9 protein-coding genes are annotated in these 19107 nt (G+C 54.2%); 1 reads left to right on the forward strand and 8 read right to left on the reverse strand.

The window, feature by feature from the left end; all coding sequences use genetic code 11:
- Window positions 1-612: lysophospholipid acyltransferase family protein (locus VKV29_RS12390; protein ID WP_324201621.1), on the reverse strand; the 612-nt coding region annotated here is incomplete at its 3' end.
- A complete protein-coding gene (cmk, locus tag VKV29_RS12395) occupies window positions 609-1322 on the reverse strand; it encodes a (d)CMP kinase (RefSeq protein WP_324201622.1) in 714 nt (237 codons plus the stop codon). The genes VKV29_RS12390 and cmk, both read right to left, overlap by 4 nt.
- A gap of 92 nt (window positions 1323-1414) precedes the next feature.
- Between cmk and aat the strand changes: the two genes are divergently transcribed.
- Window positions 1415-1996, forward strand: a complete 582-nt coding sequence (gene aat, locus VKV29_RS12400; RefSeq protein WP_324201623.1) for a leucyl/phenylalanyl-tRNA--protein transferase — start codon at window positions 1415-1417, stop codon at window positions 1994-1996.
- 17 nt (window positions 1997-2013) lie between these two features.
- On the opposite strand, the gene VKV29_RS12405 is transcribed toward aat, so the two are convergent.
- The 6 genes from VKV29_RS12405 to VKV29_RS12430 all read right to left on the reverse strand — a co-directional run bounded on the left by VKV29_RS12405 (window position 2014) and on the right by VKV29_RS12430 (window position 19013).
- Window positions 2014-3909, reverse strand: coding sequence for an Ig-like domain-containing protein (locus VKV29_RS12405; protein WP_324201624.1), 1896 nt, complete (start codon window positions 3907-3909; stop codon window positions 2014-2016).
- A 151-nt stretch (window positions 3910-4060) separates the two neighbouring features.
- A complete protein-coding gene (locus tag VKV29_RS12410; RefSeq protein WP_324201625.1) occupies window positions 4061-7168 on the reverse strand; it encodes a hypothetical protein in 3108 nt (1035 codons plus the stop codon).
- A 162-nt stretch (window positions 7169-7330) separates the two neighbouring features.
- On the reverse strand, window positions 7331-10480 hold the full coding sequence (locus VKV29_RS12415) for a S8 family serine peptidase (RefSeq protein WP_324201626.1): 3150 nt from the start codon (window positions 10478-10480) through the stop codon (window positions 7331-7333).
- Window positions 10481-10496: 16 nt separating this feature from the next.
- Window positions 10497-10673 carry a hypothetical protein gene (locus tag VKV29_RS12420; protein ID WP_324201627.1) on the reverse strand — a complete coding sequence of 59 codons (177 nt, stop codon included), beginning with the start codon at window positions 10671-10673 and terminating at the stop codon, window positions 10497-10499.
- 13 nt (window positions 10674-10686) lie between these two features.
- The gene (locus VKV29_RS12425) at window positions 10687-13128 is read right to left on the reverse strand and encodes a hypothetical protein (RefSeq protein ID WP_324201628.1); all 2442 of its coding nucleotides are present in this window, start codon (window positions 13126-13128) and stop codon (window positions 10687-10689) included.
- A gap of 20 nt (window positions 13129-13148) precedes the next feature.
- The gene (locus VKV29_RS12430) at window positions 13149-19013 is read right to left on the reverse strand and encodes a carboxypeptidase regulatory-like domain-containing protein (RefSeq protein ID WP_324201629.1); all 5865 of its coding nucleotides are present in this window, start codon (window positions 19011-19013) and stop codon (window positions 13149-13151) included.
- Window positions 19014-19107: the final 94 nt, after the last annotated feature.

The raw sequence follows: 19107 nt of genomic DNA on the forward strand, positions 1-19107 counted from the left end.
GGTTTCGAGAATCTGTTCGCGCGAGGCATCGGGCGAAAAATGGATGGGCGGGCCGAAACAGATGGCAAGGCGTGCCCGTCGTAGCTTTTTCGCTCCGGGAGGCAGCATATCGAACGTCCCCACAACGCCAACCGGGACTACAGGGGCGCCGCTTTTTTGCACCAACAGCGCCAAACCCGGTTGCGCCGGCTGAAGGCTTCCGTCCCGACTGCGACCGCCCTCCGGAAAAAAGCCTATCGCCTCGCCTTTTTCCAAAAGCTCTAAAACGAGATGAAACATACGCAGATCGGCTTTACCACGTCGCACAGGAATGCCTTGCATTGTGCGAGTTACAAAACGAGTAATGGGATGATGCCAAAGATCGATCTTAGCCACCCCCCATATCCAGCGCCGCCGTGCGATAACAGCCCATCCGAGCGGGGGATCGAGATAGCTTAAATGGTTGGCCGCAAGAATCAGGGCGCCGGTCTTAGGGATATTTTCCAGACCGATCACCTGAAGCCGTCCATAGAGACGGAAAAAGAGCCGAAATATCCATGCCAATGGATATCGGCAAAGACGATGATACCAACACGGAAGCCCTACTTCTTTCCAGGTCGCCCCTTCTTTCACGCTTCTGACACCCCACATCGTCTTTGGTTACAGCGCTCTTGATGAAGTCTAAGTATCTGCTGGACTACTGCATCGAGGTCGAGACCATCGGTATTGAGGAGGATGGCATCGGGTGCCGGGCGCAGAGGCGAGTCGGCACGTTGGCTATCACGCGCATCGCGCTCTTCCTGCTCCTTCAATATCGTCTCCTCGGAGACCTCCAAGCCTTGTGCTCTTAGCTCGGCCGCGCGTCGCCGAGCACGCTCTTGGGGCGAAGCCGTAAGGAATATCTTCAGCTCGGCCTCCGGCACAACCACCGTTCCTGTATCACGACCTTCGAGCACCACCCCGTTTTCTGCCGCTAACGCCATCTGGCGTTGCCGCTCCACAAGCGCTCTGCGCACCGCCGAGTGGGTGGAGATGATCGAGGTGGCTTGCGACACTTCTGGCGTACGAATGGCCTCGGTAACCTCCTCGGCGCTCTCTCCTTCCCCTATCCATACCCGTTGTATCCCGACAGGAGAGAGCGGCCCGAAGCGAATAGGCAGCGTGCGAGCCAATTGGGCTAACGTTTCGGCATCCGACAGAGCGATTTTACGTCTTAAAGCCGCCAAGGCCACAGCCCGATACATGGCTCCTGTGTCTATATAGGTGTAGCCGAGCGCCTGCGCTAATTTTCGTGCTACCGAGCTTTTACCGGCTCCTGCTGGGCCATCAATAGTAACTATCAAACTTGCCTAGAACCTCCTTTTCCGCTAACACAGTCTACCACCAAAGTCAACAGGGTACCATAAAAAGAGCCGATCCCATAAGGATAGTCTGTATGATCCCTTTCACGCCAGAAACGGTGGTCTGGGCCTACAGCATGGGAATCTTTCCCATGTATGTTGAGGAGGCAAAAGAGATTTTGTGGTTTCGGCCCGAGATGCGTGCGATCATGCCTCTCGATGGTTTTCATGTCTCGCGCTCGTTGGCCAAAACGATCCGCAAAGGGCGCTTTGAAGTACGCATTAACACGGCCTTTGAGGAGGTTATGCGCGGCTGTGCCGATAGGCCCGAAGGAACCTGGATAACCGAGGACTTCATTCGGGTCTACACCGAACTTCACCGACGTGGCTTGGCGCATAGCGTGGAGACATGGCGCGAGGGGCGTCTCGTAGGCGGCACCTACGGTGTTGCTTTAGGAGGGGCTTTCATGGCAGAGAGCATGTTCCACCGAGAAACCGATGCCTCTAAAGTAGCCCTAGCCGCCCTTGTGCATCGCCTTAAAGAGCGTAACTTCGTGCTGCTGGACGTACAGTATCTAACGCCGCACCTACAGCGCTTGGGGGCCATCGAGATTCCAAACAAGGTCTATCTCGCAAAGCTACAAAAGGCTTTGAAATTACCCTGCCGATTCGTTTAAGAAAGCCATCGCCCCTTTTACCAGTTCGTGCTGGTGAGGTCAACATAGATGCGTTTTGTGTAGGTGGAGTAGGTTAGCTGCAGCTCTCTGGCGCCGATACGCCGGCCAACGGTGAACTCAAAATCTTGATAATCCAAAAAGCTGCCGTGTTGGAGGGTTGCCGAAGCGATCAGACGCCAATGAGAGTCAATACGATAGACGGCGTCGGCCAAAAAGCTGGCGCTCGGGCTATCTAAAAAGGCCGTTCCGGCAAGCCCAAGCGCAAAATGTTTCGAGCGCCCCACCTGATACGTGATGCTAACTCGATGTTTGCCGTCTTCGTTGTAGGCCGGGTTTGGTGTGGAAAGAAAATCGTAGCTGAAGTTAATATCTCCACCGTTGGGAAGAGTGCGATCAAGCCCCAACGAGATTTGAGAGGTGAGGCCGGTGAGATGGTTTGTTGTCCACATATGGCCTAGGGTGAAGGAGACGTTCAGGGTTGTCCGTCGGTCTAACAGCATCGGCATTGCCGGGAAGGTTCGCCAGGTTATCTCTTCCGACGAAGCGTTGGTTAACGAGGCAAGGCTGCCGGAAGTGCGGAAGTAGTTTGAGGAGTAGCGTGTGCCAAACACATAGCGCCATCCCTTTGCAAATCCATAGGAGCTTGGATTGGTCTCAAGATAGAGGTCACCCTCCAATGAGGTCTCCGTAGGGGAAACCCATGTCTGTCCTCCATTAAAATCTACCCCCAAGCGCCCGAGTTTGCCGTGCGTGCTTAGGTCGAGACTACCGATCAGGCCGGTATGATGGGGAAAGTCTAAGGCGAAGGCGCCCTGGGTGCTATCCGAAAACTCCTGGGTATGAGTCCATTGAAACCCCCACCCCCCGCGCGTTAAATCGGTAAAGCCATAAGAGCCTTCGTAGCGCATTTCTCCTGTGCCGGAGTAGCTTTGCATAAGGTCAATAGACCAACCAGGGTCGGTGCTAAAGTAGCCTCTTCCTAACTGTTGGTCATGACGAAGGTAGAGAATACCCGAGCTACGCGGGGTGAGGTTGTAATAGAAGGGGAGTTCGAGTCCGAAGCCTCGTGAGCCAACGCTAATGAAGTGATCGGAGAAGAGCTGATCGGAGTTGAGACTCATCTCGTAGTAAGGCAGGCTCAAGATTTGCAGATTGTCTTGAAAGAAACGAGGACGGGTGAACTGAAGCTTATCACCCGGGAAATAGGCGATAGAGCGCGCCACCACCACGAGTTTCACCTGCATTTGCGGCATTGTAAAATAGGCCGGGGGCACAATGCCGTGCGGCTTCTGCATCTGCAGGTCTACCCCTGTGATCTCCACCTGTTGCACACTGCCGTTCCATTTCGCGATAGCATAGCCCATTCCCGTGCCTAAACTATAGTAAAGCCGAATGGCATGAATGACATGCTTCCCTCGACGCAGGGTAATGTTATCCGCAGCCCGCACCACGGCGTTATCATCGCAATGAAACTGAATGCGGTCGGCTTTTATGTCGAAGTTGCGATACGAAAGCTCTGAGCCACCGTTAACGCTAAAGGCCTCGATGATGCGATCGGTGGCGCTATAGGCAACATACTTTCCGGTAAAGAGCACATAGTTGTTGCCCTCGACGGTCGCTTCCGGGTCGTTGGTAAACTCGATCTGAAGGGCATTTGAGGCGCCTACCCCAGCGCCTTCGGCGATCGCCGTAACTTGTGCCACCGTGGGGAAGGGAGCGCTAATAAGTCGCGTCTGCGCGATGCCGCCTACGGCCGTTACTCGCGTCTGTGTGAGCGTTCCAGCGGTGGTTTGAAAGAGGACGGTGGCGCCATTTAGGGGATTGCCGTTCTGATCACGAACATCGGCAATGATGAGTGTCTGCTGTTTTCCATCCGCCAAAATCACCTCACGCGTGGCGGAGAGGGTCACCATAGACCTCTGCGCCAACGCCAACTTGGCGAGACCGCAGAGGCCTATCATGATTAGAATGCAGGCTAAAAGAGTCTTTTGTCGAGCCGAGTGCATAGACAGATAAAACGTTACGGCAAGAGGGTTTCGTCCCCTCTTGCCATCTCTAACGTGATTAGCGTGTGATGACGCACACGCGCGTCTGATGGGTCTGAGTGCCATCAGGAGCTACCACCACCAGGTCCATTGTATAGACACCGGTTGAGACCACAGTGCCCGATTGCGTCTTCATATCCCACACCGCTTTGCCCTCCAGGCCATTGGCCGTGTTACGCGTGGCTACCGGTGTAAGGTTGCGAATGACCTGTCCATGAGAGTTACGTACCAGCACGTGGGTATCTCCACTACCAGCGATGCTGTAATCCAGCTCTACCGGAGCCGTTGTACCGCTGGCGGCACGGGTAGGCGCGTTCACGACGAAGGAGAGGATGCGCACGCTGGGCGTGGGGTTCGCCGGGCTGGCCGTGATCTGCACCGTAGCACGACCGGTGGTGTCGGTATGCACAACATACCCCGATCGCGAGCGCATATCGAACTGCGTGCCGGTAGCCGGGTCGGTAAAAGTAAGCTTCCAGGTGCGTGGCACGTGGCTGCTGAAGTTAGGCCACTCGATGGTAACCGGCTCCGAGGGCTTTACCGAGTTAATAACCAGGGTCCATGTTTTCTGCACAGGACTTGGCGAACGCAGGTCCTCGCTATAGATCGCCCCATTCCACTCCGGATGGGTTATCTCCATCGTAAGCTGCTTGTTGATATAGGGCGGTTTCGGATATTTAAAGAAATCGGCTCTATCGCTTGCCTGCGGCGCCACCCCGATGACGGTGGCGTTGTCAATGCCATCGGCAGCCGAGGCAGAGAGCTGAAGTTGCCAGTTATCGGTTGCGACCCGACTTTGGTTAGTCGCAATGGTGGTCGCCTTTGTGATGTTGCTGCCCGGCAGCGTCACCCCAGGATAGATGAACGAGAGGTTATTCTTCAGGACGTAGATCCAGTAGCCTTGGTAGGGCTGCATGGTGAAGCCGAGATTCTGCAGCATCACATAGTGCCACTGCGTGGGGTCGGGGTTAGATGTGTCGTAATAGAACGCAATAGGCAGAATGAGATGGTTCTGTGGAGAGGCTGCATCCTGCATAGAGAATGTACGTCCTGTGCTTGGATCGAATATCTGCACCTCTCCAAAGTTAACCGGATAGATGTAAGGATCGCCGATCTGGTTCCACCCTTGCGGATAGTTCACAGTAAACTGTTGATTTGTCAATAACGGCGGATAGGCCGCGGTATTGAGCTGAATCAACTGGTCGTTGGCGATGCGGTTTAGTATCCAGAAAGCCTTACCCAGCGAGAACTGTGAGATGGAGTTGTAGATGAGGTTAACCGGGTCCCACTGAGCGAGATCGGGTGCCACCTGTTGCGACGGAAGCGTTGGGAACAGTACCTGGGACGGCGGTGTCGGCCCCGTCTGCAGAGGAATGCTAAGCATCACATAGTGATTTTGTGTTGTAACATTGCCGCGCAGGGTAAAACTCGCCGGAGCGGGAACATCTATCGTGCGGCGAGCTATCACGCCGTTTCCGAAATTCCCCGGCTGGGCCGAAACCAAGATATCCATAGGGCCGGTGCTTGCCCCTGTAGGCGTTACAATCCACTGTACCGGTAGCTCTTGCCCCGAGGCCAATGATGGGAGGGTAACGGTGGCGCTGTTGTTAGGGTTATTGGCATTATTTTGGAAGCCATTTGTAGGCGGTGGCACCAACTGCAATCCCTTCGGAAGGCTGATGGTCACCGTAACAGGGCTTAGGGCTAACGCATTGGGGTTGATCAGATCGGTTGTGTTATCTACATAGGCGCTGATTTGAAACTGGTTGCTGGTGCCCGTAGCCCCCGGAGGCGCAAATACCGACTGATTGGCCGACGTTGACACCTGCAAGGCTTGCGGGGCACTTATCGCCAGAGAGAGAGGTTGGCCGAACGTGAAGTTACAACTGTTATCGCCCAAGTAGGTTACGATGGTCTTTGAGGTTGTGGGTTGAACCTGAAAATTATCCCAGTAGAGCCCAAGGCCCATACTCTCCGAGTTAGGCTGATCGATGGATTGTGTTGGGTCGAGCAAGGTTATCCCAAGCAAGGGAATAGGAGTGGCGCTATCATAAAGCCAGAACTCGTCGTAGATTCGGGGGTTTGGCGCCGTTCCGCCTAAATTGCCCTCCATTGGCAACAGATTGCCGATGATCATCCGCGATGGCGGCAAAGAAGTTGCAAACGTTGGGTCTTGGTTGTAGGGAGAGTTAGCCAGGGTTCCTTTGATCGTTCGATAGACAAGAGCATTCGTAATACGCGTGAAAGTATTTCTGGCCATGGAGTAGAAATAGCTGGGTATCTGTGCCCCATAAAGCGCCGTCTCGTGATGAATGGCATAGTTGTCGGGATAGAGGTAGAGAGGCGTCCCGAAGTTTAGGAATGAGGACTGGGGATTGCCCGAAAGCTCCTCCAAGAGGCCGATACTTACCGTATGCGCCTTCGTATCCACGTTTTTCACCGTGATCTGCAGACGGCACTGCGTATGCACAAAGGAGGCTACCAAGTCTACCTCAATTGCTGGTGGCAGGACAGTTGTAGTACCACCCCCACCACCAGTACCACCTCCGGTGCCGCCGCCACCAGTGCCACCGCCACCGGTGCCGCCTCCGCCGTTACCACCACCGTTTGTGAGTACCGGTTGCGACAGCCATTTGGCCTCAATGTGATTGCCTACCTGTTGGGGTGCCTCTATCCATTGTCCCAACTTCTGATCACCGAAAATAGCGTCATAGCCAAAAGGAGTCAGTTGGGAGAAGCCACCATCAATTCTCACGAAAATATGGGTTCCAAGATAAGCGGTAACCTGCTGTCCGGTTGTTGGGTCAATGACATTCACAGCATTTAATGGAAAATATGGGGCGATGGTATCGCTTGGATCGAATACAGGGTCGTTACTCGAGGCCGTATAGAGACCCAAAGCCCCACCCTGATTCTGCCCTATACCGATCGTCAGGGCCATTCCATTAGACACGAAGGTATAGAGCAAGTCATTCACGTTCGTGCCGGTAAAAAACCCATAACCTGGTGGGTAGGGATCACCGAATCCCTGCGCATGTGCTTTTTGTGTCGCTCCCAAACCGATAACGACCGCAAACAGAACGCCTGCGGAAGCGAGGCACCTGAAAAAGGATGTTTTTCTTTGCATCCAGAATTAACCTCCCTGAACCCCTTAATTTTGCCGAGCGGTGGGGGAACGATGCCGCCCAGCAGGTAGGACAGTTCTTTTTTTTATTTTTATCGCTCAGCGAGGGGGCTTGAAAATTTTTCTTTGGCTGTCTCTCTCCTTTGAGAGAGACAGTCTTAATTTCTAGCGTGCGATGGTCAGCGGTATGGTCTGTCGGGTGACATCACCGGTAGATGTTACCGCCCGCAGTTGGATGATGTACACGCCGGTAGGTACCGGATTACCGGCTAAATCGCGCCCATTCCAGAAGGCGTGGTTCGCTCCGGCCGTCACCGCCCTAGAAGGTTGAGCCATACCCACAACACGGCCATTCGAGGCCAGCACTTCGATGTCCACACTGGCATCACGGGAGATATTATAGCGGATATCGAAGCCCGCCGGCCCTGCAGCGCGGTTGGAGTTCACCGGGTCTACAAACAGATCCGAGATCAGTGGACGTCCGCCCGTGACGGAAGTTGAGGCCGTTATCTGAAACTGCCGGCTCGTCTCCTGGGCGGTCGGTAGGAATTGATAGGCGCTTCGCGTGCGCATATCTATCTGTTGCCCGGTTGTTTGGTCGGTTAGCACCAGCTTGATATTGTGGGGCACCTGTGCGATGTTGGGCCAAGAGACCGTAACGAGCGTGCCTTTATTGGCAAACTGCACGAGCACCTGCCACGTCTGCGTAGTGGCAGGAGCGTGTAGTGACATGGCATAGGGCTCTTTCTGGGTGCCACGTCCCTGTTCCAGGATGCTCAGCGATATCTCGTTTGTTAACTGTGGCGGCTTTGGCGCACGTGTGAAGCTTGGATCGGTCTGTTGAGCAGATACTCCGATATAGTTATGCCCATCTACCGCGCTGCCGGAGGCCGCAACTAGCTGTAGGCGCCAGTTGTTCGGCCCACCGGACGAGGGCACACTAGTATTTGCCGCTCTACCTAGTGTATCGGAGGTGCTCCCCGTGGGCGGAACGACCATCGTAAGCACATAGCTTGTGCTTAAACTATTTGGGTTTGCCGGTATCACATATATCCAGCTTCCCTCCCACGGCCTCAAAAGCCCTTGCGGCAGCGTATCGAACTGGTAGCTCCCACCCACGTAGCGGTAGATAAACGGCAGAATGAGGTTAGCCTTTGCAGCATCCTCAGCCGAATAGAGCGTCCCTCCGGGTGTTTCAAAAGAGCAGATGTTAAAGCTCACCGCGAAGGGGAAGGGATCGCCCACAAGGTTCCATCCTTCATGGAGCGGAATATTCACAAACTGACTTGTGATATAGTTTCCATAAGTTCGATAGATATCGGAGGCTGTGGTCTTCAAGAAGAAACCTAGGCCCAGTGGCGGGTTGGTTTCTGGAGTGGATGAAGCCGGCAGACCGCTCGAAGTAAAGGAGGCAGAGGCACCCACCGTGCCCGGAGTCGGTGTATAAACGCCCTGCGCGGTCGCCTGCCCGGCACTATTGAGAGAGGGCTGTATTCCCCAGCTGTAGAGCACTGCGGTAGGATCGCTTAGAATCTGGCGGATGTCGTTACGGAACGAGCCGGTTGGCGAATCGGTAGCGCTTTCGTAGATTGGGATCGAGATCAACGATAGGCCCGCAGGAAATCGGTGTGGCTGCAGATTGAAGGTCACCGTCTGCTGAGGTGTCGGGATATTCGGATTGGCCGGCGTACCGGTGATCTGAACGGTTACCTGCGAGGAGGCCAGCACCGTGTTGAAAGCGTAGCGGAAGGAGATCGAATACACGGGATAGGAGCTTGTGGTATCGCCGGTCACCGAAAAGTTGGAAACCCCTGCCGCAGGAGTTCCGTTGGTCACCAACGGTGTCGTCGTGCCATCCGGGTTTAGAATGGCAATATTGATATTGGAGAGCGGTATGTTGCGTACGCCAAATGTAAAGGTCGGTTTTAAGGTTTCAACCGGAGGCGGTGGATTGCCGGAGGGATCGGTGGAAAGGCCGGTAGCGTTATCAATTCCTATGGGGCTGTCTACTTCTACGTGCCCGATCACGCGCAAGAGCGCTTGGTAGGCATCTACCTCCCCATAACCATATTTGGGATCGGGCACCTGCTGCTGGCCGGTAATAATATGATTTGCCGACTGTTCGATGGCCTGAATCGCCGCGGTAGGTGTTACCCCCGGCACCGAACGTAGGAGAGCAATGACGCCACTAACCACTGGTGCAGCAAACGAGGTTCCCTGTTCAAAAGCATAGCTTCCATTGACAGCCACCAAGAAACCGTTCGGGTCGTTATCTGAGGTCTGTTCGCCGCCAGGAGCTGAGATATCCACCTTTCCAAAACTCGAATAGTAGGTGAGTTGTGAGTTTCTGTTGAGAGCAGAGACCGTAAGAAGGTTGGGAAAAGTAAACCCGGCCGGTGTGGTCTGATGGTTATCCGAACTATCGTTGCCTGCTGCGGCAACGACGATGATCCCTGCGTCGCTCAGTGCCTTTGTTGCCTGATAATAGGGATCGCTTGTATCCGTTGGGTCGCCCGGTCCGCCCAAGCTCTCATTCACCACCACAATGTTATCTTGCTGAGCAACATTTAGAACATACTGGGAGGCATTGACAAGCGCTGTCTCGGTGAAACCGTTCGCATCACCAGCCTTGATCCCTAGGCATTTGGTGCTCCCCCAGCCACATATCGAGGCCATACCGATATTGTTATTGGTTATTGCCACCATGATGCTGCTGGTGCTCACGCCATGTTGATTTTCCGGGTCAGTACCGCCGGGCGCATTATTGGTAGAGCCATCCACAGCGTTATATCCGGGCATAATATACTGCCCAGTTAAATCCGGATGTGTATTATCAAAGCCGGTATCTATATCTGCGACGTTCGCCGTTCCCTTTTCAATAGCCCATGCTGCAGGCATGTTAATTTGAGGTAGGGGCCATTGATCACCATTCGTATAGTGAGGATCGTTGGGTGTTGCCGTTGGAGGCGCGCCCATCAGATGAAAAATTCGATTAGGACCAACCCACCTCACACGGGGGTCGCCCTTCAAAGCGGCCACGGCGTTCAGAGTCCCCGCATCCGTGGCGTTAGCTGCCGGCAAAATAAGTTCATAACAATCTTTCAGTAGGAGCGGGATCACCTGTTGCGCGTTCACTTTAGCTGCCAGAGCGTTCACATCGTTTTGTGATGTGCCGGGCTGGCAATAGAGCACCACCTGCCCATCCACAAAAGCTGTCTGTGCACCGGGAACACCATCCGCCTTGCTACGGAGGCCGTTTCCCATTAGGAACAGCGAGGTTAGAACCGTAAGAAGAAGTCCAAATTTTTTCACCATAGCCCAAACTCCTTGTTCAGACGGTTGTTGTTGACGCCGCCGCGCCGCCTCCGGTAGGAGGGGCAACGCAGAGTTGGCGTGGAGCGCCGGTAAGGTTCTCTGTTTCTCCGTTTGCCTCAATGCACCTTTTGCCTTCAAGCCTATCTTCATCCTCTTCATCTAGGTAGGGGATGGATGTTATCGCCGCATCCATCCCCAGGCTCTATTTAGTGCCGCTCGCGCCCATGCCCGTTCAGCACCTGTTGAGGCGTCGTTGGGTGGCTCACGCCGGGGATGATTCCCACAGAGCGCGGCATCACCGGGTGCAGCACAGCAGCGCGGCTTCCGTTGGCATTCAACACGGCCGCGGCCAAGCTGGCTTTCTTGCCGGGGGGTGCCGGCGGGAGCGGCGTGGGGGTGAATTGAACCGGATCGCTATAGACGAAACGGAAGTTCCTATTCGGGTCTGTGGCGCTTTGGCTGATCCAGTTTACCGGTCCGGGAACATCCTCATCATGGCGAGCACCGATTCGGTAGAAGAGGGTAGGCGTCGCTGGGGTACTGCCGGTTCCCCCCGAACCACTCACAAAGGCAGCAAACGTAGGATCGGCCAACAGTTGGGGTGCCTTCGTAAGGTCTACCGGTGCCGGCAGTGTCTGCGCTACGCCGTCCTGTGTGGGCGCCGTAGAAAAGACCTGTATTTGATAGATGAGTTTCGGGTTCTTGAAGGTACGGTCGGTAGAGACTTCCACCACGAAGAGGTCGGCCCCCACACGACTTGTCCAGGTAGGGTTGAACGAGCGGATATCTACCGACGCTCCCGCCGCCGGCGCCGTTGGATTTGGCGGTATAACCGGTGTGGCATAATTCGAGGGCACAGGGTCTGTCTCAATGCAGAGAACGTTCGTTCCGGTACCATTCCCGTTCCCGCCACCGATGCCACCACCGCCACCGATACCACCGGTGCCACCACCAACACCGCCACCGATACCACCGGTGCCACCACCAACACCACCACCGATACCACCGGTGCCACCACCAATACCACCACCGATACCACCGACACCGCCCGTATTGCCACCGCTGCTTACGATAGGTTGTTGACGGGTGAGAATCGCTGTGACCTCATATTGATAGGACTTTCCAGGTGTAAAGCCCGTATCTAAGAAGTTACTGATAGTCGCAAAACCACAGCCACCACTCGTAGATGTCCCTGTACCCGTTCCCGTACCGGCACCACCACCTGTTAAACTGCCTGTTGCAGCAGAACCGGTAAAACCGATAAAGAACCCCCCAATCGTAGCATAGCTATCATAGGGTGAAGGCTGATCCAGATAGACATGTGAAGAAGGGGGAACGGCAGCTACAGGAACACCCGTTGCAATGTTAAACCCTGTTCCTGTTCCCGTTCCATTACCTGTACCGGTACCAGTACCGGTGCCTGTCCCAGTACCAGTACCATTATTATTACCCAAACCGGCCACAGCAGGAGAGCCTGGGGGGAAATCGGGGAGGCGGTATATCTTATACTGCAAAACTCCCGCCTGGCCAAAAAGATTATCACCCCAGGTTACCCTCACCTCTGGAGCTCCGTTCAGCGAGGTGGCCTCTGCCACAACGTTGGTGGTAGTGGCCTGGCCCCCTTTAGCAGCGGACACAAGAAGGACACCGAGGCCAAGTGCAGCCAATGTACTGCCAATAGCGCTGAGATTGATACGCGTGTTGACACGATTGATGCTTTTGCCACCCGTTAGAGTGTATACATATTGTGGGCGATAGAGCACTAATCCGATATCTTCGGGACTGATACCACCTGTATTTTCACGAATTTCGCACTCGGAGTTATCGGCGTAGGCACGCATAACACGAATAACCCCAACCTTCACCAGTCGCCCACCTGCCAGCTCCCGCAGCACCGCGATGTCATCTCCATCGTGAAAACCATCGCGAGTTCCCTTATTAATCACCACCAGTCCACGACTGATCTGCAGAACGGTGGCGGTAAGTAGCTGTCTTGCAACCATTTGGGTTACGGCAGAAAGCGCGGCGTCATCTACCGCCTTTAGAATAGCCTCTTGCGAAGTGGCGTTTTCACCCGGCTCATTTGCGATGGCAACCTCTACTTGGGCGCCATTAATGGGCGCTTGAGCAACGAGGTTGGTGAGTGTGGTCTCAAGCACCAGCTTACCCGCCGCTCCAGCTCCACTTGTTACGAGAATTCGGCCGGAAAGAACGGCCGATGCGCCCACGGCCTCCCCTAACCGTGTGTAGTCAAAAAGACTATACCCGTAGGGACCGTAGGGATCGCTCGGCGTCGGAAGCGGAGGCGTCAGCGATTTAGCCTGAGACATTAGCTCCTCTGGGTCCACCGGAGCAAACTTGGAGGCTCCCACGCTTACCAGTTCGTTGTACATGTCCTTCTTGGCCGCGATGGCGAGCTGACTACCGGCGGAATGGGCGCGCTCATCTACAAAGTCACCCACCATCACGCGCAGTTGCTGTGTCTGCGCGTTCGCCTTTAAGGCTCCAAGCAAGCCGGCTCCTAGAAAAGCCGCAGCGAACAGCCATGTGCCGATGCGAGATAGGATATTTCTGCCAACAGCGTTCACTCTTTTATCTCCTTCTTCGAGTTGCCCGCTTTGCAGCGGACGATCGAGACCCCTATACATATAAGTATCTCCTAAATCCGTTATCGTGTGATCACCAGAGGCACCACACGCGGAACCTGATGTCCATTGGCATCCGTGGCGATAACCTGTGCTTGATAGACCCCGGTTGGCACACGGACACCGCCATCAGACTTCAGGTCCCAAACAACCTGGTTCGCGCCTGCCGCGCGCGTGGTATTTGCCTCTAAGGTTCTCACCACACGACCGTTGTTCAAGATTCGCACAACCATCTTAGCGGCAGTTGTCAGAGTATAGCTGATAGTTGCCGAGTCGGACAGTCCAGTAGCCCTATTGGTGTTCAGTAGAGCTGTTACGTTCAGTATCTGCAGGGGACTGCGGGTTGCACGGCGGACATCTATCTCGAAATGATGCGTTATCGCCCCCTGCCCTACCGGAACCGTGTAACTCGAGCGATCATGCAGTTCGAAGCTCGTTCCGTTATCGAGATCGGTGAAGATAAAGTCGTGCTTACCCGCCATGGCGAGGTTCGGCCAGGTGAGCGTCACGGGTTGCCCACCGGTATTTGCTTGAAGCGTGAACCTCCATGTGGTTGCAGATGCAGAGCGTACATCTACACTATAAAGCCCTGCTTGTCGCCCCCAATCGCTGTGATCTACTCCCAGAACCACGGTATTTCTACCAACAGCAGGTGGAGTGAGCATCTTATAGCGGTCGTACTGATCGGTCGCCCCACTGCAGACACCTATGGTTGCCTTCGAGGCAGATTGATCGGTAGCTGCCACAATATCGAGCTTCCAGTTTCCGTTTCCACCCGATGTAAACTCCAAAGCGCGCCCTGCCGTTGAAAAGACACCTCTCCCTTGCTGGGCGCTCGGGGTCACCACGAGCGTACAAGGTTGGAAAGCATAGAGCCAGTAGCCTCGGAACGGGTCTAGCGTGTAGACCACCGCATAGTTCCCGCTCTGGTAAGTCCACAGTGCGGCTCCCAGTACAGGGTTCGGACCAGCCTGGGCGGCGGTTACGTTGATGAGGGTACCGTTCTGGAGCTGAACCTGCAGGCCGTTAAAGTTCACCGACGAGGTGAAGGGATCGCCAATCATATTCCAGCCCTGTTGTAGCGGAATGTTGAAGGGCAGGTAGTTGCCGTTGGCGTCCTTTGGCGCGGTGATGCCGTTTGGATTCGTAATGGCCATTACGGTAGCCGTGTCGGTATCGCGCAAGAAGTAACCGAGGCCAAGCTGGAAAGCATTGGCCGGCGCGTTAGGATAGTTCACGTAGGATTGATTCGAGGCGTTCCAGTGGGTGAACTGGAAGGCTCCACTGCTAACGTCGGAAGCGGGCACCCCCAGTAACGTTGCCACATCCAACAGCGGGCTGTTCGGATTACCGTCCGTTGTGAAGTAGTAGGGCGAGGAGACCAAAGAAAGGTTTGGACTAAAGGCCGCCAACGGATCGAGGGTAAAGTTGACGTTTTGAGTCTCCTGATTCGAGGTAACGGTTACGGTTTGTGCTGCCGTCTTCGTGGTATAGCCTGGCTTGCTTGCCGATACGGTTACTGTGGCACCGGCAGGAACGTTGGTGATCTTATAGTTATAGTTGTAGGTCTGTCCGTTGCTGGTGGTGGTTTGTACTGCCCCGGAGGTTCCGGTAGCCACCACGTTGCCGGCGGCATTTGTCACGGTAATGGTAGCCCCACCGACCGGAATTCCGAGCGACGTGGCAACTAAACCGGATATGCTACCAGGCGGCACGGGCGACATCAGCAGAAGAACGCCTGAAGTTGTCTGTTGTGTGGTTACGGTTACGGTAACGCTCTTAACGAGATTATAGCCTGGCGCCGTGGCAGTAACCGTATATTGGCCGGGCGATACATTGGGAATGGTAAAGGTTCCATCGCTTTGGGAGCCACCGGTGGGTGGTGCCGAAACAAACTGCGTTTGCGTGTTGGAGGTAGATGTTGCCGTTATGGTAGCGCCGGGTAAAGGCTGGCCGGTATCGTTGCCGTTGGCATCGGCGATATCCACCTTCCCGGTAATCGTACCTGGAGCTTGGATTAAGGCGAAGTCCTTACCGGAAACCGTTTGACTTGGCGCCACCACCACCGGCTGACCGGGAGGGGCGCCGTAGTTAGCCGGGTTGCTTGATACATAGCCTTGAGCCGGCAGAATGGGGAAAACCTCATAGGAGCTGGCCGGCACGTTCTTGATAAAGTAGGTGCCATCGGGGGCCGACACGCCGGTAAAGAAGGTATTCGCCGGTGCAGAGCCGGAGATATCCAGCGCCTCAACCGTAATATTCGGCACAGGCAGTCCTGTAATGGCATCGGTGATTTTTCCGGAGATAACACCGGGCTGGGCCTGGCTCATGAAGAAGTCGTTGCGAGCGCCATAGCCGCCATGGAAAATGATTCCTGTCGCATGTTGGGTCACATAGCCCGGCGAAATTGCGTCGAGCGAGTAGACACCATTCGGATAGAGTCCACGAATAACGTAGGAGCCATCCGCCTGTGAAAGAGCGGTGCCAACTTCATTGCCCTGCGAGTCGAAAGCACGCACCAACACATTGGCCAACGGCACAGCTGCCCCGCCGTTATAGGATCTCACACTGCCAAAAATGTACCCTGTTCTCAGGAAGTCGAGAACATTATGGATCAGTTCCATGCGCAGGTTGATACAGAGGTAGGGAGTAGGATTGCCTTGGAGCGCAACGGTTTTAGGTACAATCCCCTCCCAGCCAAAGGGGGAATAGACCACCCGACCACCGGTAGCAGGGTTGTAATACCACATGATAGCCGGCCCATCTCCATTACTATAAACGCCATCTACTCCCGACTGTACCGCACTAGGCGGGTTGAAGGTGACTACATCATTAAAGCCAACCAGTACAGGAACGGTTACATCATCCCAGGTATCTGCAGCCGCAGCAGTATAGGCTTGATTTAGAATAGGCCCTATGAAAATAGGGCTGTTGTTGCCGGGTGGATTGTTCGGTGTGTCCATCGGGGGATAGGGTGGATAGCGGTGTACACCTCCATACCACGTTTCCCATGCAATGGGGGCACTACCACGTGCTCCCTGAAGATTGATCTGATCGGTGCCTGCCGCATCGGCTACATAGTTGACATAGAGTACATTCGACAAAAAGGCGTTTGGCTGTGTCCCTCCTAAAGTCAGCCCCCAGGCGATGTCTTGTCCATCAATGAAAAGCCTACCACCCGCCTGTACGAAATTGGCAAGCATGGTCTGAGTTTGAGGGTCTAAGATGGTTCCAGGTCCTACGAAGAGGTCCCCTGAATAAGGCGAGTGCCAGAGCACACACCTTTCTGCAACAAGCACCTTATTCGGCAGCTTCGGATCAGATGGATCAGGGGGGATATTTTCATAGTACGGTAGATAGGCATTGAGCACTGATTGAGGAATAGGCCCTCGGCACTGGATACGCCAGATATCGTAACTTTGCGTGGGCGGCATGCCAGAACCATCATCATCGGTAGGATCATAATAGGCCCCATCTCCGACAAATGCTCCATAAGACTGTGCCCCCAAAGTGTTCATAAAATCAAGTAGCGGAGAGGGTTGTCCAGTTCCGGCCTGATAGGTATCCGGGAAGAACTGCCTTGAAAACTCGGTCATATAACTTTCTGTTGGAATACCGTTAAAACCGGTCGTGCTGCTGGCCTGAAAATTTCCAGAACCGAAGCGGTTGGAAAAGAACTTCTGCCCACTGTCATAGTCATCCACGTAGAGTATATTATGTGTTGCCTGGAATGGTTGAGTCGTGAAGCCCCAAACATTATCGTAGATGCGCCAGTCGGACTGTTTCTGCGTATTGAATGGGTCTACCGCATTGTTATAGATAATGACATCAATTACCCAGTCGCTAGGAAAGTTAACCGGTGTCGTCCAGTCCGCTGTATAGACACCATCTCCAGCCACTTCTCCAGGCGGCTCATGTCCCCCTGTACTTACAGGACCGTCATCGTAGAGCTGCAACCAAAACCTATCTGGCGGGTGAGCAGCTCCGCTGAAGGCATCAAGGTCATCTACCCCAGGAGTATAAAGATTGGGTTGGTTTAGACCGCGAAATTGTGGCACACCATTTGTCACGGGCCCATTAGCATTTATTGCTTGGTAATCCTGTTCTTTCGGAAAGCCACCATTAGCCGCATTGAAAATAGATTGTATGCCGGTACCAGAGCCGCCTACAAAACCGCCCTCAAACGAAAAGATACGATGTTCTATATTATCAGGGCTAAGCTGCTGTGCGTTGGGGCATTTAATCTGCACGTAGACCGAATTAACCCCGCTCTCATAATCCACAGCACGCACACAAATGCGAATAGTATCTCCCGGATTGAACTGGCGCTGCGAGATGCCGGTATGCGTGCCGGCCTCCTTTTCTAGATGCACGATCTCATCCGTAGAGGCATCGTACTTGAGCAAGGCTGGAGCGTCAATATCTATCATAGTAGAACCCCATATCTCTAGGGTTCCACCCCGATCGCTCTGGAACACGATACGATAGGAGTTCTTGTACTGAGGCCAGGTAGGAAAATCCTCGTTGGAAACATGCGCTTTATCGAAGTTATAGCTCGGCTCACTGGGGTCCATAGCCGTATCGGGCTGACTTGTCTGCAATTTATGGGCGACATTCCCGCTACTTTCTCCGATCAGTGTAAAAACCCCGACTGAAGGTGATTGCTCCGGTACCTGCAGCCAATAGATATCTGTAGAGTGATTCGGGTTAATTGCGTTCGCTATTCCATCATTGTTTGTATCTTCACGATCGCTAGCAAAGGCTAGCATAAGCTCACTTTGAGTTAGCCCATTATTCGAGGGGTTTGGCTGGATGGGAATAATACCAAGCGGATCTATATTCAGCGAACTCCAAGCCGGATGATAATTATTGCTCTGTTGGCCTCCTACGGCAAAATTGGTAATTCGCTCGGCCTGGATCGCATTAATATTTGTGGAGATTACCCATATATCGTAATTGCTAACGGTACCTGCAGCGGCCACCGGAGCCGCACCGGAGGCAAAACCGGAGGCATTGGTCGAAAAAGCGATGAAATGCCCATCCGGTGACCAGGCGGGGCTTATATCGTTAGAGGCTCCGGTGGTGAGTTGGGTTATCTGCCCATTGGCCAAAGTATAGAGGAACAGATGATAGACGTTCTGGCCCTGCAACTCACCCGCAAACGCAATGGCATCTCCACCAGGTGACCAGGTGGGGTGACGCACGTCGGCAAAGGCAAAGCCCGCAGTTGTGTTGGTAACGGGCGTTGCGGCGCCGCCCTGATTCAAGTTATAGAGATAGAGATTAAAACCGGTGGTTACCGGGTTGGCGGTGCCGGCCCCGGAAACGAAATTGCCACCTCCGGCAAAAGCCAGCTGGCTCCCATCTTTGGAGACGGCCGGTTCGATCTGGTTGATATTGGCCGGCACAATCTGGGTTACACCGGTTCCGTCGGGAAACATGCGGAAGATGTTGTAGGTGTTGGTAGCATTCGGCGTGGAGTCGGTGCTGCTGTTTCGATTGCTATCGAAGTAGATATATTTCTCATCGGAGGTCCAGAAAGGATGTTCGTTGGAAGAGGTAGCCGGCACATTGGAGAAAGGCAGGTTAGGATTGGCTTTGGTAAGCAGAATGGTTTGCCGGATGACGTTCTGATCGCCAGGGGCGCGTCCATCTCCCGTCCATCGTGTCTTCAAAACCCAATCCGGCAACTTAGGCATATTGGGCGGATAGAACACGTGGGGAGGTCGTGGCCCTACGGAGCGAAGCGACTGTAAGACGTCTTGTGGCCGCATACTCTTTGGGCTACGCGCCCGGCTTTGGGCTTGGGCGTTTAACGAACAAAAGGCCACGATCCCGACGAAAAGAAGCAGATAGAGGCCATAAAAACGGCTATGCGCTCGCTTCAATGCTGGTCTACCTCCTAATTCTGGACACATGTTACTCGCTTCCTTTTTAAGCTACAGTTAGTAGCTTCTCGACTGGGGGATGTGTACACGCACT

It is taken from the genome of Chthonomonas sp., from assembly GCF_035294165.1.
Taxonomy (GTDB): Bacteria; Armatimonadota; Chthonomonadetes; order Chthonomonadales; family Chthonomonadaceae; genus Chthonomonas.